We start from the raw sequence: 14,738 nt of genomic DNA, 5'->3' as shown, positions 1-14,738 counted from the left end.
GAGACGACCGGCAAGGGTCAGCGATGCCGTCCGCCGCACACTGGACAATCGGCCTGCCGCGCGATCCGCATCGTGTTCCACTCCATGCGGAGCGAGTCGAGCATCATCAGCCGGCCCGCGAGCGTTTCGCCGAACCCGCCGATCACCCGCAGCGCTTCCGCCGCCTGCATCGCACCGATGATGCCGACGGTCGGCGCGAACACGCCCATGGTCGAGCACGCCACTTCCTCGAAGGCTTGATCGGGCGGGAACACGCACGCGTAACACGGCGATTCTGCTCTGCGGAAGTCGAACGTGCTGATCTGGCCGTCGAAGCGCAGCGCCGCGCCCGACACGAGCGGCACGCCGTGCGCGACACACGCCGCGTTGATCGCGTGGCGCGTGGCGAAGTTGTCGGTGCAGTCGAGCACGACCGTCGCGCGCGGGACGTTCGCGTCGAGCCACGCGGCGTCCGCGCGCTCGCCGACCGCGTTGATCTTGACGCCCGGATTCAGCGCGGTGAGCGCTTCACGGCCGGACTCCACCTTGGACTGGCCGACCGAGCGCGTGACGTGCAGGATCTGGCGCTGGAGATTGGTGAGATCGACGGTATCGGCGTCCACCAGCGTGATCTCGCCAACGCCGGCGGCCGCCAGATACATCGCCGCCGGCGACCCGAGACCGCCCGCGCCGATCACGACGGCATGCGCGTCGAGAAAGCGCTGCTGCGCCTCGATGCCGATTTCATCGACGAGGATATGGCGGGAATAGCGAAGGAGTTGGTCGTCGTTCATGGCGGCAGTCGGTGGAGCGACGCCTGACTCATGCGGTTCGGCATGCGGCGCGCTTTTCGCTGACATTCTAAACGCGCGATGCGGGTGAAAAAGGTTTGACGCGGGTTTTGAAGCGGACTTCGCGGCGCGGTGCCGCGAAGTCCGACGCGGATTACTTGCTTTCCGCCGCCGGCGCGGAGGCCGGTGCGGCGGCGGACGCCGGATCCGAACCCGGCGTAGCGGGCAACGCCGGCGTGACCGCAACCGGCGCCGATGCCGAGCGCGGCGGCTTGGCCTGAGCCAGCTTGCGCTCGCTGATCGATTTCGACTCGACCACCGGCTTGCCTTCCAGCTTGTTCAGCGCCTGTTGCAGCATGAAGTCGTCCGCGCTGCCGAATTCGACCGGCTTGCGTTCGCGATCCTTGCGGCGCTGTTCCGGCGTCTTCTTGTCGTTCTGCTCTTCGAGCAGGCGCAATTGTTCCAGACGGTCGGATTCGCGGGCTTCCTGTTCCTTCTTCTCATTCGGATCCTGCGTGTTCGCCAGGTGATTCGAGTAATCGACCTCGCGCGTGACGAGCGCGTCGTCCGGGTCGCCTTCCGCGTACTGGTCGACCGGAACGTCCGGGCGCACGCCCTGGTTCTGGATCGACTTGCCGCTCGGCGTGTAGTAATAGGCCGTGGTGAGACGCAGCGCGGTGTCGGCGGTCATCGGCCGAACGGTTTGAACCGAACCCTTGCCGAATGTGGTCTTGCCGACGATCAGCGCGCGGTGATGATCCTGCAGCGCGCCCGCGACGATTTCCGAGGCCGACGCCGAATACGCGTTGGTCAGCACGACCATCGGCACTTTCTTGAAGATTTCCGGCAGATTCTTCAGCGGATCCGTGTCGAAAGACGGCAGGCGATAGTTGTCATAGGTATCGCGGAAGGTTTGCTTCGCATCCGCGATCTGGCCGTTGGTCGATACCACCACCGAATCCGGCGGCAGGAACGCGCCCGCGACGCCGACCGCGCTCTGCAGCAAACCGCCGCCGTTATTGCGCAAATCGATCACGAGGCCCTTCAGATCAGGCTGCTGGCGCGCGAGATCCTGCAGCTTCGCGGCGAGATCCGGCACCGTGCGTTCCTGGAAGCTCGTGATCCGGATGTAGCCGTAGCCCGGCGCCGGAATCTTCATCTTCACGCTCTGGACGCGGATCAGCGCGCGCGTCACCGTGATCGGAAACGTGCGGTCGTCGGTCTTGCGGAAAATGGTGAGCGTGACCTTCGTGCCCGGGTCGCCGCGCATTTGCTTCACGGCTTTGTCGAGCGTCATGCCGCGCACGGGTTTGTCGTTGATGCGTGTGATCAGGTCGCCCGGACGGATGCCCGCGCGGAACGCCGGCGTGTCTTCGATCGGCGAAATCACCTTGATCAGCCCGTCTTCCGACGAAATTTCGATCCCGAGACCCGCGAAACGACCTTTGGTCTGTTCCTGGAGCTCTTCGTAATCGGTCTTGTCGAGATACGACGAGTGCGGATCGAGGCTCGATACCATGCCTTTGATCGCGGCGGTCAGCAGCTTTTTGTCGTCGACCGGTTCCACGTATTCATGCTTGATTTGCCCGAAGACTTCGGCAAACAACCGCAATTGGTCTAGCGGGAGGGGCGCGGAGGCTGCTTGCTGCGCCGAGGCGGACAGTTGCAGGGTTGCAAATACGCCGGTAGCAAGGCCCGCGGCGATCAGGCCGATATTTTTCAGGTTCTTTCGCATGGAGTCTGTTGCGGTCGGAAGCGGATTAGGCTGCGTCGTGGTTGACTGGGCAGTATAACTGCTCCCCTCAAGCGCGGACTTAAACGCAGCTTAAACGGCTGTGTAACCGGTTGTGAAGCAATTGGATTGGCGATGCCCGCGAAATGACCGCAAATTGCGGACCCGGAACGGGCTAGCTCTGAATGCCCCCGACCGGACGTCGGTAAGACGCGTTGCGGCGGCGAAGAAACTCGCGCGCCGGACGCGATGCGCCCGGCGCCCGTGATTGCCGAGGTCAGTGCAGCCCGGACGCTCAGCCCGCCTTGCCTTGCTTGGCGACCGCCGCCTGAGCCGCCGCGATGGCTTCCTGGTCGCCGAGATAGTAGTGCTTGATCGGCTTCAGGTTTTCGTCGAGTTCGTAGACGAGCGGGATGCCGTTCGGAATGTTCAGCCCGACGATATCGTCGTCCGAAATGCCGTCCAGATACTTGATGAGCGCGCGCAGCGAGTTGCCGTGCGCCGCGATCACCACGCGCTTGCCCGACTTGATGGCGGGCGCGATGGATTCGTTCCAGATCGGCAGCACGCGGGCCACGGTGTCTTTCAGGCACTCGGTGAGCGGAAGCTCTTCGCGCGGCACGCGAGCGTAGCGCGGATCGTCGAAGGACGCGCGTTCGTCGTTCGCTTCGAGCGCGGGCGGCGGCGTATCGTAGCTGCGGCGCCAGACGAGGACTTGCTCGTCGCCGTATTTCTTGGCCGTTTCCGCCTTGTTCAGCCCGGCGAGCGCGCCGTAGTGACGCTCGTTCAGACGCCACGAATGCACGACCGGCAGGTACATTTCGTCCATCTGGTCCTGCACGTGCCAGAGCGTGCGGATAGCGCGCTTGAGCACCGAGGTATAGGCGATATCGAAGCTGAAACCGGCTTCCTTCAGCAGCGCGCCGGCTTGCTGCGCCTCGCGATTGCCCTGTTCGGTCAGGTCGACGTCGACCCAGCCGGTGAACCGGTTTTCCTTATTCCACGTCGATTCGCCGTGGCGGATGAGCACTAGCTTGTACATGATGGTCTGTAGGTCGGTTAGTTGGGAAGCGGGAAAAAGCAGGAAAAAGCGAGAAACGATTCTTCGGCCAGCACGCGGGTCCGTGCGCTTCGGCACCTGGCCGAACGGCCATCGCCACAGGACCCGAGCCTCGCGGCAAACGGTTATTTTATAATGGCTGGATTGCCCTGATTTTTCTTTCTTCCTTTTCTCCACTTTTGGCGGCCTCTGACGTGAAGTTTTTCACCGATTACACGAACCTTGTACTCATCGCGATCGCCCTCATCTCCGGTGGGTTGCTGCTCTGGCCGACGATCGGCCGCCGTGGCCGTGGCGGCCTGTCCGCGCCCGAAGCCACCACGCTGATCAACCGCCGAAACGCGGTCGTCGTCGATTTGCGCCCCGCCGCGGAATTCGCGAAGGGTCATTTGCCCGCGGCGCGCAATGTCGAATTTGGCGAGCTCCAAGCAAAGATCGGCCAAATCGCGAAGAATAAGAGCAATCCGGTCTTGCTCGTATGCCAGACCGGCCAGCAATCGCAGAAGGCGAGCCGCACCGTGTCCGACGCCGGCTACGCCGAAGTTCATGTTCTGCAGGGCGGCGTGGACGCCTGGCAGAAAGCCGGCATGCCGGTCGTGAAACAAGGAGCACTCAAGTGAATAAAGTCGTGATGTACAGCACGCAAGTCTGTCCGTATTGCCAGATGGCCGAACGTCTTTTAAAGTCGCGCGGGGTCGAGCACATCGAAAAGGTGCTGATCGACCGCGATCCGGCGAGACGCGAGGAAATGATGACCCGTACCGGCCGCCGTACCGTGCCGCAGGTGTATATCGGCGAGACGCATGTCGGCGGTTATGACGATCTTTCCGCGCTCGATCGCAAGGGCGGCCTCGCGCCGCTGCTCGAATCGGCCTGAAAGCCGTCCGGAACACGAAAGCGCCAGGCACTAAGGCGGACGGTGCCGCGACCTTCGGAAAGAAGGCGCGGCGCCGTTTGCTCGTTAAATAATCTAGGGAATCAACCATGTCTGACGACAACACCCAGCCGTTCTTCAACATCCAGCGCATCTACCTGAAGGACATGTCGCTCGAACAGCCCAATTCGCCGGGCATTTTCCTCGAACAGGAAATGCCGTCGGTCGAAGTGGAAGTGGACGTGAAGGCCGAACGCCTGGCCGAGACCGTGTTCGAAGTGCTGGTGACGGGCACCGTGACCGCCAAGGTCAGCGACAAGGTTGCGTTTCTAATCGAAGCGAAGCAGGCCGGCATTTTCGATATCCGCAACATCCCGGTCGATCAGATCGACCCGCTTGTCGGCATCGCCTGCCCGACCATTCTGTTCCCGTACCTGCGCTCGAATATCGCCGACGCGATCACCCGCGCCGGTTTCCCGCCGATCCACCTCGCGGAAATCAACTTCCAGGCGCTCTACGAGCAGCGTCTCGCGCAGTTGGCGCCGGGGCAGGAAGGCGCGGCGAACGGCGCAACGCACTAAACACGCGGCGTTTATCGCCCAAGTCAAACCGCCGGACCCGGAGCCGAGCATGAAAGTAGCCGTTCTCGGCGCCGGTGCCTGGGGCACCGCACTCGCGGGCCATCTGGCTACGCGGCACGACACCGTTCTCTGGGCGCGCGACCGCGCGCTCGTCGAATCTCTTTCCGATACCCACGAAAACGCCCGCTATCTGCGCGGCGTGGCGCTGCCCGACACGCTGCGCTACGACGCCGATCTCGCCGCTGCGCTCGCACACGCCGCGAACGACGCGGCGCTGTGTGTCGTCGCGACGCCCGTGGCCGGCTTGCGCGCGCTCTGCCGGACGATGCGCGAGTTGGGCGCGGTGCCGGCGCATATCGTCTGGTTGTGCAAGGGTTTCGAAGCCGAGACGCAATGCCTGCCGAACGAAGTGGTCGCGGCCGAACTGCCCGAGCATGCGAGCAACGGCACGTTGTCCGGACCGAGTTTCGCGCGCGAAGTCGGGCAAGGACTGCCGGTTGCGCTGACGGTGGCGAGCGCGTCGGCTGTGCTGGCCGAACGCACCGTCGTCGCCTTTCACCACGGCGCAATGCGCATCTACACCGGCGACGACGTGATCGGCGTGGAAGTGGGCGGCGCGGTGAAAAACGTGCTGGCGATCGCGACCGGTATCGCCGATGGTCTGGGCCTCGGCCTCAACGCCCGCGCCGCGCTCATCACGCGCGGGCTGGCGGAAATGTCGCGGCTCGGCGTGGCGCTAGGCGGCCACGCTGAAACGTTCACCGGTCTGACCGGTCTCGGCGATCTGATCCTGACCGCGACGGGCGATCTTTCCCGCAATCGCACGGTCGGGATGCAGCTTGCCACCGGACTGTCGCTGACCGAGATTCTCGCAGCGCTCGGCCACGTGGCGGAAGGCGTGCGATGCGCGCGCGCCGTGCTGACGCTCGCGCAGACACGCGGCATCGACATGCCGATCACGCAAGCCGTTTGCCGCGTGCTGTTCGACGGCGTCGCGCCGCGCGACGCGGTGCAGGCGCTACTCAGCCGCGACGCGAAAGCCGAATAGGCGCTTCGGGTTTCACGCATTCGAAAAGCCGTCCCGATTCGTCGGGACGGCTTTTTTTCGACGGATCGCGTTATTCGCCGCCGTCGAAACCGGCCTGCCGCCACGCTTCGAACGTCACGACCGCCACCGTATTCGACAAATTCAGGCTGCGGTTGCCGGGCCGCATCGGCAGGCGCACGCGCTGGGTGGCTGCGAACGTGTCGAGCACGGCGGCCGGTAATCCGCGCGTTTCCGCGCCGAACACGAACCAGTCGCCGGGCAGGAACCCGTGGTCGAAGAAGGGCGTCGAGCCGCGCGTCGTGAAGGCGAACATGCGCGCCGCGTCGGGCGATTCCTTCGCGATGAACGCGTCCCAGTTTGCGTGGACGTGCATCTGCGCGTACTCGTGATAATCCAGGCCCGCGCGACGCATCTTGGCGTCGTCGAGTGGAAAGCCGAGCGGTTCGATCAGGTGCAAACGCGCGCCGGTATTGGCGCACAGCCGGATCACGTTGCCGGTGTTCGGCGGAATTTCGGGTTCGACAAGGACGACGTTGAACATGGGATTGAGCAAAAGTTAGTCTTTCGGCGTGCGCAACGCGACGAAATTCGTCACGCGGCGCGCGCCCGCTGTCTTGAGTGCGCGCGCGACGGCATCGAGGGTCGCGCCGGACGTCATCACGTCATCGACGATACCGACATGCCGCCCGCGCACGTCTTTTTCCACCGAAAACGCGCGGCCCACGTTGCGGCGCCGCGCATCGAGATCGAGCTTCGACTGCTGCGCGGTGTCATGCACGCGCCGCAGCAGCACGGCGTCGGCGCGTGTGCCGAGCCGCGCCGCGAGCGGCCGCGCGATCGTCCACGCCTGATTGTGGCCGCGCGCGCCGAGCCGCTCGCGCGACAACGGCACCGGCGCGATCACGTCGGGCGCAGGCCAGTCGCTGTCGTCGAACGCGCGATGAAGCTGGCGCGCGAACGCATCGCCCGTGGCGAGCCGTGCTCGGAATTTCAGATCGACAGCGAGCGTGTCGAGCGGCGCGCGGTAATCGGCGAGCGCGAGGGTCGCGTCGAAGTGTGGCGGCGCGATCTCGCACGCCGCGCAGCGCGGCTTCGGACCGTTTCCGGCGCGCCGTGAAACGGGCAGCGGCATCGCGCAAGTCGCGCATCGCACGCGCGGCTCGTTCCAGTACGCGGCGTCGCACCCGGTACACAACATCTGCTGCGACAAATTGCCACACAACGCGCACTGATTGGGCAGCGCCGCCGCGCAGAAGCGCCGGACGACGCGCGTTGCGTTCAGCAACGCGGACCGGCCGGACAGCCGGGTAAGGATCTGCAAAGTCATCGGCGGCCCGGACATTTTCAGGACAAAGTCGCGTGGCGCCCGACGCCGCCGCTTGCTCGCGAAGGCTGACGCAGCGCGTATCCGCAACAGTTTCAGGACGGTTTTCAAGACGACCGAGTATACTTCGCCGTCTCCGCAAGCAGGCCGACATGTCCCCAACTTCCGCACAATCTAGCCGACCGGTCTATGACCCGCGCCGTCTGCGCCGGATCTTCGATCGTCGCGCCGCGACCTTCGACGACACCGCGTTTCTCCTGCGCGAAATCGCCCAGCGGATGCGCGAGCGTCTCGATTACATCAAGGTCGCGCCGGTTCGCGCGCTCGACGCGGCTTGCGGCCCGGGCGCCGATCTGGCCGGATTGCGCGAGCGCTTTCCCGAAGCGTCGGTGGTCGGCGTGGATTTGTCGGCGGCGATGGTGGCGCGCGCGCGCCAAGCGGAGTCGGCGGATTCCGATGCCAGCGCCGGAGCCGGCTGGCGGCGCTTCTTGCCCGCGTCGCTCCACAAAGCGTTTGGCGCACGCGGCCCGCAACTCGCGCAAGCCGACTTCTCCGAATTGCCGTTCGCGCCGGGCGCGTTCGAGCTGCTCTGGTCCAATCTCGCGCTCCACTGGCATCCGCGTCCCGATCTCGTTTTCCCTGAATGGCAACGTGTTCTCAAGGTCAACGGCCTCTTGATGTTCAGCACGTTCGGCCCGGACACGCTGCGCGAACTGGCTGGCGCGTTCCGTCAAGCGGAGAAGTCGATCGGCGTCGCGCCGCGTCCGCACACCATCGATTTCGTCGATATGCACGATCTTGGCGACATGCTCGTCGAGAGTGGATTCGAGATTCCGGTCATGGACCAGGAAGTGCTGACGATCACCTACAAATCGCCCACTTCGCTGCTCGACGACGTGCGCCGGCTCGGCGCCTATCCCGCCGCCCTGACGCCGGATCCAGACGGTGCAACCGACGGCCGCGCCTTGCGCCGCGCGCTTCACGAGGCGCTGGAGGCGCGCCGGGGCGCGGACGGAACCATCCCGCTCACGTTCGAGGTGATCTACGGTCATGCGTGGAAAGCGGTGCCGCGCACGACTGCGGAAGGGCATGGAATCGTTCGGCTCGAAGATATCGGACGAGGCCCAAAACGGAATCGGTGACGCGGTAAAGAGGGCTTTCGTTATGTCAGAAATTTGCGGCTGAAAACGGTGCTTTTGTGTGCGTCGATTGGGCGCAGAAGCTTGTGGCGCTTGGCTTTGCGCTGTTCTGCCCCTTGCTTGTGGATGCAAGGCAACACGCCTATAATGCGTCAGTTTGTCGCCCGGCCGACACGATTTTAAGCAGTTTCCTAGTGGTCGGACGCAGGTTCCGCAAGCAGGCTGGCGCAGGACAGACAGCAAAGCAGGCAGGAGGCGGCGATGGAAGCAAGCGATTTGCTGACGGAGACCGAGCCAGTCATCAGAGACTGGCTGATGAAGCGCAACTGCTCTGTTTCGCCGCGGCAATTCGTGGCTTTTTATGTGTCGCTTGCGCTGGTTTCATTGGGTATCGCGGTATTGCTGGTCCTGAACGGTGCCTGGCTGGTGTTGCCGTTCACCGGGATCGAGTTGATCGTGGTCGGTATCGCGTTTGCCATTTACGCGCGCCACGCGGTCGATTACGAACGAATCCGGCTGTTTGAAAACCGGCTGTTGATCGAGCAGATGAACGCCGAAGAATTGACGCAGTTCGAGTTCAATCCGCGCTGGGTGCGGGTCGAAACGGGCGCGACACCGAGGGAACCGCTGCGGCTGGTGTCGCGCGGGGAGTCGGTGGAGATCGGGCAGCACCTGGCGCAGCATCGTCGCAAACAGTTTGCCGCCGAATTGCGTATCTCTCTCAGGCGCTGCGCCTGAAGCGAATCGCACGGACTGACTGGCAAGACGGCGCGCCCCGCGAGACGTTCGCATTTGAGGCGGCGCGCACGCGGACAAGCGGTGCGGACGGGGTCGAAGGTTTGAATGGAAATTTTGGGTAAGGATGCTATGAAAACAATCAAGCGAGCCCTCACGGGCGTGCTGGCGGCAGGCGGAATGCTCGCTGCCGGCGCGGCCCTGGCGGTCAACGACGCTCCTGGCGGTCCTCGTGTGAACGAGCTGAACTTCCAGCAGCCTGTGACGAAGATCGCCGAGGAGCTCTTTGGCCTCCATACGTTCATGCTGATCATCTGCCTGGTGATTTTCCTGGGCGTGTTCGGCGTGATGTTCTATTCGTGCATCGTTCACCGCAAGTCGAAGGGCCATAAGGCCGCCAACTTCCACGAAAGCACCACCGTCGAAATCATCTGGACGATCGTGCCGTTCGTGATCGTCGTGCTGATGGCGCTGCCGGCTACCAAGGCCGTCGTCGCGATGAAGGACACGACCAACGCCGACCTGACCGTCAAGGTCACCGGCTATCAGTGGAAGTGGGGCTACGACTACGTGAAGGGACCGGGCGAGGGCATCAACTTCCTCTCCACGCTGTCCACGCCGCGTAGCGAGACGAACGGCCAGCAGCCTATTTCCAATCTGTATCTGCAGGAAGTCGACAACCCGCTCGTGGTGCCGGTCGACAAGAAAATCCGCATCATCACGACCGCCAACGACGTCGTCCACTCCTGGTACGTCCCGGCGTTCGGCGTGAAGCAGGACGCGATTCCGGGCTTTGTCCGCGATACGTGGTTCAAGGCGGAAAAGGTCGGCACGTTCCGCGGTTTCTGCACGGAACTCTGCGGCAAGGAACACGCTTACATGCCGGTCGTGGTGGAGGTGCTCTCCGCCGACGACTACGCGAAATGGGTCGACGACCAGAAGAAAAAGATGTCGGCGAGCGCTGACGATCCCAACAAGACCTACACGATGGACGAGCTGAAGGCGCGCGGCGAAAAAGTCTACGCGTCGAACTGCGCGGTTTGCCACCAGCCGACCGGCAAGGGCGCGGGCCTGTTCCCGGCGCTCGACGGCAGCAAGGTCGCGAACGGTCCGATCGCCGGGCACGTCGGTATCGTGCTGCACGGCAAGGGCGCGATGCCGCCGTGGGGCACGGCGCTGAACGACGTCGAAATCGCGTCGGTCATCACGTTCGAACGCAATAGCTGGGGCAACAAGACGGGCGACCTTCTGCAGCCGAAGCAGGTTGCGGACGCACGCAACGGCAAGATGCCGGCAGGCGGCGATCACACGGCAGCAGCAGCCGCGCCGGAAGCGGCGTCGGCTGCGGCCAGCACGGCGGACACCGCTTCGGCTCCGGCCGCTGCAGCCGCCGCCGCGTTGCCCGCGAGCGTCTACTTCGAGACGGGCAAGAGCACGCTGCCCGCCGATGCCGCCGCCGCGATCGATGCCGCCGCCGCTTACGCGAAGGCGCATCCGGACGCGAAGCTGGCGCTGTCGGGTTTCACCGACGCCACCGGCTCCGCCGACAAGAACGCCGAACTCGCCAAGACGCGCGCGCAAGCCGTGCGCGACGCGCTGAAATCGGCGGGTGTCGCGGAAGACCGTATCGTTTTGAAGAAGCCGGAAACCATCACGGGCGGTGCGGATACGAAAGAAGCCCGCCGTGTAGAGATCAATCCGGCCGCCTGACGTGCCTCGTGCCGCCGTCGAAGGTGGCACGTGTACCGGCTAAGTGCCGCAGTATTCGCTTTAGGAGATTGTCATGTCTAGCATCGGACACGATGTAGCCGCGGGTCACGACCACGCGCACGACGACCACGCGCACGCGTTGCCGACCGGTTGGCGCAGGTGGCTGTTCGCCACCAACCACAAGGACATCGGTACGCTGTACCTGTTGTTCTCGTTCATCATGTTCCTCTCCGGGGGCGTGATGGCGCTGATGATCCGCGCCGAGCTCTTCGAGCCCGGCCTGCAGATCATGCGGCCCGAGTTCTTCAACCAGTTGACCACCATGCACGGCCTGATCATGGTGTTCGGCGCGATCATGCCGGCGTTCGTCGGCTTCGCGAACTGGATGATTCCGCTGCAGATCGGCGCATCGGACATGGCCTTCGCGCGGATGAACAACTTCAGCTTCTGGCTGCTGCCGGTCGCCGCGGTTCTGCTCATCACGTCGTTCTTCGTACCGGGCGGCGCAACCGCTGCCGGCTGGACGCTGTACGCGCCGCTGTCCACGCAGATGGGCCCGGGCATGGACTTCGCCATTTTCGCGGTCCACTTGATGGGCGCGTCGTCGATCATGGGCGGCATCAACATCGTCGTCACGATTCTGAACATGCGCGCGCCCGGCATGACGCTCATGAAGATGCCGATGTTCGCGTGGACATGGCTCATCACGGCGTACCTGCTGATCGCGGTGATGCCGGTGCTGGCGGGCGCGATCACGATGGTGCTGTTCGACCGCCACTTCGGCACGTCGTTCTTCAACGCGGCGGGCGGCGGCGATCCGGTGATGTACCAGCATATCTTCTGGTTCTTCGGGCACCCCGAGGTGTACATCATGATCTTGCCGGCGTTCGGGATCGTCTCGCAGGTGATTCCGGCGTTCGCGCGCAAGCCGCTGTTCGGCTATAGCTCGATGGTCTACGCGACGGCTTCCATCGCGATCCTGTCGTTCATGGTCTGGGCGCACCACATGTTCGCGACCGGCATGCCGGTGACCGGCCAGTTGTTCTTCATGTACGCGACCATGCTGATCGCGGTCCCGACGGGCGTGAAGGTGTTCAACTGGGTCGCCACGATGTGGCGCGGCGCGCTGTCCTTCGAAACCCCGATGATGTTCGCGATCGGCTTCCTGTTCGTGTTCACGATGGGCGGCTTCACGGGCCTGATCCTTTCGATGGCCCCGCTCGATATCCAGATGCACGGCACTTACTACGTGGTGGCGCACTTCCACTACGTGCTGGTGGCGGGATCGTTGTTCGCGCTGTTCGCAGGCTGGTACTACTGGGCGCCGAAGTGGACCGGCTGGATGTACAACGAGACGCGCGGCCAGATTCACTTCTGGGCGTCGATGATCTTCTTCAACATCACGTTCTTCCCGATGCACTTCCTGGGCCTCGCGGGCATGCCGCGTCGCTATGCGGACTACCCGGCGCAGTTCACGGACTTCAACCAGATCGCGACGATCGGCGCGTTCGGTTTCGGTCTGGCGCAGGTGTACTTCCTGTTCGCGGTCGCGCTGCCGACCTATCGTGGCGGCGGCGAGCTTGAAAAAGCGAGCGACAAGCCGTGGGATGGCGCGGAAGGCCTCGAATGGACCGTGCCGAGCCCGGCGCCGTTCCATACGTTCGAAACGCCGCCGACGGTCGAATAAATACTGTTGGCCGGGCGGTCCGCGGATTGTTCCGCGGACCGCCTCAAAAGGAAATTGAAGCAGAACGCATGTCACGGAATTCACAAAAAAGACGAACGCCCGAGGAAATCCGCGCGGGCAACAAGCGGCTCGGTTTGATCTTGCTGGTTATCGTCGCCGTCTTTTTTATGGGTGCCGTCATCCAGCAATTCATGCTCTCCCGAGGTTGAGTAATCAAGTGTCCAGTCCAGAAGAAGCGCGAATCGACCGTTCCTTCAACCGGTCGATGCTGGTCAAGCTGTTCGTCGTGGCGCTGCTGATGTTCGGTTTTGGATTTGCACTGGTGCCGATGTACCGCGCGATCTGCTCGATCACCGGCATCAACAATCTCGTGCAGCGCGACGCGACCGAGCGCGAGGCGAAGAATACGCAGGTCGACGCGAGCCGCTCGGTGTCGATCGAATTCGACGCGAACGCGCGTGGACCGTTGCAGTTCAAGCCGGAGCAGAACACGCTCGACGTGCATCCGGGCCAGGTGATGACGATCATGTATCAGGTCACCAACGAACAGGACCGCACGGTGCAGGCGCAGGCGATTCCGAGTTACGCGCCGAAGCAGGCCACCGAGTATTTCAAGAAGATCGAGTGTTTCTGTTTTACCCAGCAGACGCTGGCGCCGAAGGAAACGAAGCGGTTGCCGGTGGTGTTCGTCGTGGATACGAAGCTGCCGAAGGACATCAAGACGATCACGCTGTCCTACACGTTCTTCGAACTGACGGCGCCGCAGACGGTCACGAAGGGCGGCAGCGGCGCCTGAGTTTCGATGGCGACACACAAGCAGGGGACGCAAGATGGTCGAAACAGGCAGGCCGGCTCGAAAATCGAGCTTTTTGCGGCTGATGAAAGCGGTGTTCTGGTCGTTTTTCGGCGTCCGGCGGCGCAGCGATCTCGAAAGCGACGCGGCTCAGTTGAAGCCGCTGCATTTGATCGCAGCGGCGGTGATCGGCGCGGTGCTGTTTATCGGCTTGCTGCTGGTGGTGGTGCGGGCCGTGGTGGGATAAGAGATTAAGCGGAATCAGGCGGAATCAGGCGGAACAAGCGGTCGGGCCGGCGCGTTTTTTTGAGACAAGCGCGCGGTCGCGGATTGAAGCAAATCAAGAAACTGGATCGAAGTGGAGAGTCAATAATGAGCGGTCAAAACGAGAGCCCGTACTATTTCGTGCCGCATCCGTCACGGCATCCGATCATGGCGGCGTCCGGCCTTCTGGTCACGCTCGGATCGGCGGCTGCGTGGGTGAACGGTGAAGTCTGGGCGCCGTACACGGCGCTGCTCGGCCTGTTGTTCCTGCTGTTCACGCTGTGGCACTGGTTCGGCGACGCCATCTCGGAATCCGAGGGCGGGATGTACGGCAAGAACGTCGACAAGTCGTACCGCTGGAGCATGAGCTGGTTCATCTTCTCCGAAGTCATGTTCTTCGCGGCTTTCTTCGGCGCGTTGTTCTACGCTCGCCAGATCGCGCTGCACGAACTCGGCAGCCTCGACTACAAGCTGATCTGGCCGGATTTCACCGCCGTATGGCCGAACAACGGCCCCGCCGCGCTCGTGCCGCATTTCCGCTCGATGACCCCGTGGCCGTTGCCGACCATCAACACCGCGCTGCTGCTCACGTCAGGCGCGACGCTGACGGTCGCTCACCACGCGCTGCGCGAGGATCATCGCAAGAAGGCGATCATCTGGATGGCGGCGACCGTGCTGCTCGGCGTGACGTTCCTGTTCTGCCAGGGCTACGAGTATTTCCACGCATACAACGAGCTGAATCTCACGCTGGCGTCGGGTGTCTACGGTTCGACGTTCTTCTTGCTCACTGGCTTCCACGGTTTCCACGTGTTTCTCGGCGGCACGATGCTGACGGTGGTGATGGTGCGGCTGATTCGCGGGCACTTCACGGCCGAACACCATTTCGCGTTCGAAGGCGCGGCCTGGTACTGGCACTTCGTGGACGTCGTGTGGCTCGGGCTGTACGTCGTCGTGTACTGGCTGTAAGAACCGGGAGAAGGGCGGCCGACTTTTCGCCGCCCGTGATGCAGATGCAGCACCG

17 protein-coding genes are annotated in these 14,738 nt (G+C 63.5%); 12 read left to right on the top strand and 5 right to left on the bottom strand.

Features of this window, described 5'->3' with window-relative positions; translation table 11 throughout:
* Positions 1-17 precede the first annotated feature (17 nt).
* The 3 genes from AC3D25_RS14145 to gpmA all read right to left on the bottom strand — a co-directional run bounded on the left by AC3D25_RS14145 (position 18) and on the right by gpmA (position 3,544).
* Positions 18-773, bottom strand: a complete 756-nt coding sequence (locus tag AC3D25_RS14145; RefSeq protein ID WP_488888992.1) for a HesA/MoeB/ThiF family protein — start codon at positions 771-773, stop codon at positions 18-20.
* Between the two features lie 151 nt (positions 774-924).
* Positions 925-2,505 (bottom strand): S41 family peptidase, encoded by a 1,581-nt coding sequence (locus AC3D25_RS14140; RefSeq protein WP_488888991.1) that lies wholly within the window; start codon positions 2,503-2,505, stop codon positions 925-927.
* 292 nt (positions 2,506-2,797) lie between these two features.
* Entirely contained in the window at positions 2,798-3,544 is a 747-nt protein-coding gene (gene gpmA, locus AC3D25_RS14135) for a 2,3-diphosphoglycerate-dependent phosphoglycerate mutase (protein WP_488888990.1), read from the bottom strand.
* Between the two features lie 212 nt (positions 3,545-3,756).
* Between gpmA and AC3D25_RS14130 the strand changes: the two genes are divergently transcribed.
* From AC3D25_RS14130 to AC3D25_RS14115, 4 genes are all read left to right on the top strand, one after another.
* Entirely contained in the window at positions 3,757-4,182 is a 426-nt protein-coding gene (locus AC3D25_RS14130) for a rhodanese-like domain-containing protein (RefSeq protein ID WP_488888989.1), read from the top strand.
* Positions 4,179-4,439, top strand: coding sequence for a glutaredoxin 3 (gene grxC / locus AC3D25_RS14125; RefSeq protein ID WP_488888988.1), 261 nt, complete (start codon positions 4,179-4,181; stop codon positions 4,437-4,439). The genes AC3D25_RS14130 and grxC overlap by 4 nt, the downstream gene beginning before the upstream one ends.
* 107 nt (positions 4,440-4,546) lie before the next feature.
* Positions 4,547-5,017: a protein-export chaperone SecB gene (gene secB / locus AC3D25_RS14120; RefSeq protein ID WP_488888987.1), complete on the top strand. Its 471-nt coding sequence runs from the start codon at positions 4,547-4,549 to the stop codon at positions 5,015-5,017.
* Positions 5,018-5,066: 49 nt separating this feature from the next.
* On the top strand, positions 5,067-6,065 hold the full coding sequence (locus AC3D25_RS14115) for an NAD(P)H-dependent glycerol-3-phosphate dehydrogenase (RefSeq protein WP_488888986.1): 999 nt from the start codon (positions 5,067-5,069) through the stop codon (positions 6,063-6,065).
* Between the two features lie 70 nt (positions 6,066-6,135).
* Here the strand turns inward: AC3D25_RS14115 and trmL are convergent, their stop codons facing one another.
* Together trmL and AC3D25_RS14105 are read right to left on the bottom strand one after the other, a co-directional pair.
* Entirely contained in the window at positions 6,136-6,606 is a 471-nt protein-coding gene (trmL, locus tag AC3D25_RS14110; protein ID WP_488889700.1) for a tRNA (uridine(34)/cytosine(34)/5-carboxymethylaminomethyluridine(34)-2'-O)-methyltransferase TrmL, read from the bottom strand.
* A 15-nt stretch (positions 6,607-6,621) separates the two neighbouring features.
* Positions 6,622-7,392 (bottom strand): ComF family protein, encoded by a 771-nt coding sequence (locus AC3D25_RS14105; RefSeq protein ID WP_488888985.1) that lies wholly within the window; start codon positions 7,390-7,392, stop codon positions 6,622-6,624.
* 149 nt (positions 7,393-7,541) lie between these two features.
* Here AC3D25_RS14105 and AC3D25_RS14100 point away from each other — a divergent pair, with 149 nt between their 5' ends.
* From AC3D25_RS14100 to AC3D25_RS14065, 8 genes are all read left to right on the top strand, one after another.
* The gene (locus AC3D25_RS14100; protein ID WP_488888984.1) at positions 7,542-8,531 is read left to right on the top strand and encodes a methyltransferase domain-containing protein; all 990 of its coding nucleotides are present in this window, start codon (positions 7,542-7,544) and stop codon (positions 8,529-8,531) included.
* Positions 8,532-8,789: 258 nt separating this feature from the next.
* Positions 8,790-9,266, top strand: coding sequence for a DUF2244 domain-containing protein (locus tag AC3D25_RS14095; protein ID WP_488888983.1), 477 nt, complete (start codon positions 8,790-8,792; stop codon positions 9,264-9,266).
* A 105-nt stretch (positions 9,267-9,371) separates the two neighbouring features.
* Complete coding sequence (gene coxB, locus AC3D25_RS14090) at positions 9,372-10,973, top strand: cytochrome c oxidase subunit II (RefSeq protein WP_488888982.1); 1,602 nt, start codon at positions 9,372-9,374, stop codon at positions 10,971-10,973.
* 73 nt (positions 10,974-11,046) lie between these two features.
* Positions 11,047-12,660, top strand: a complete 1,614-nt coding sequence (gene ctaD / locus AC3D25_RS14085; protein ID WP_488888981.1) for a cytochrome c oxidase subunit I — start codon at positions 11,047-11,049, stop codon at positions 12,658-12,660.
* Between the two features lie 68 nt (positions 12,661-12,728).
* Complete coding sequence (locus tag AC3D25_RS14080; protein WP_488888980.1) at positions 12,729-12,869, top strand: cytochrome oxidase small assembly protein; 141 nt, start codon at positions 12,729-12,731, stop codon at positions 12,867-12,869.
* A gap of 8 nt (positions 12,870-12,877) precedes the next feature.
* Positions 12,878-13,456: a cytochrome c oxidase assembly protein gene (locus tag AC3D25_RS14075; protein ID WP_488888979.1), complete on the top strand. Its 579-nt coding sequence runs from the start codon at positions 12,878-12,880 to the stop codon at positions 13,454-13,456.
* A 34-nt stretch (positions 13,457-13,490) separates the two neighbouring features.
* Positions 13,491-13,700 (top strand): DUF2970 domain-containing protein, encoded by a 210-nt coding sequence (locus AC3D25_RS14070; protein ID WP_488888978.1) that lies wholly within the window; start codon positions 13,491-13,493, stop codon positions 13,698-13,700.
* Between the two features lie 125 nt (positions 13,701-13,825).
* Positions 13,826-14,683, top strand: a complete 858-nt coding sequence (locus AC3D25_RS14065; RefSeq protein ID WP_488888977.1) for a cytochrome c oxidase subunit 3 — start codon at positions 13,826-13,828, stop codon at positions 14,681-14,683.
* Positions 14,684-14,738 lie beyond the last annotated feature (55 nt).

This window comes from Caballeronia sp. SL1002 (assembly GCF_057814995.1).
The sequence above is the reverse complement of the archived record's forward strand: the minus strand, read 5'-3'. Positions and strand labels throughout refer to the sequence as shown.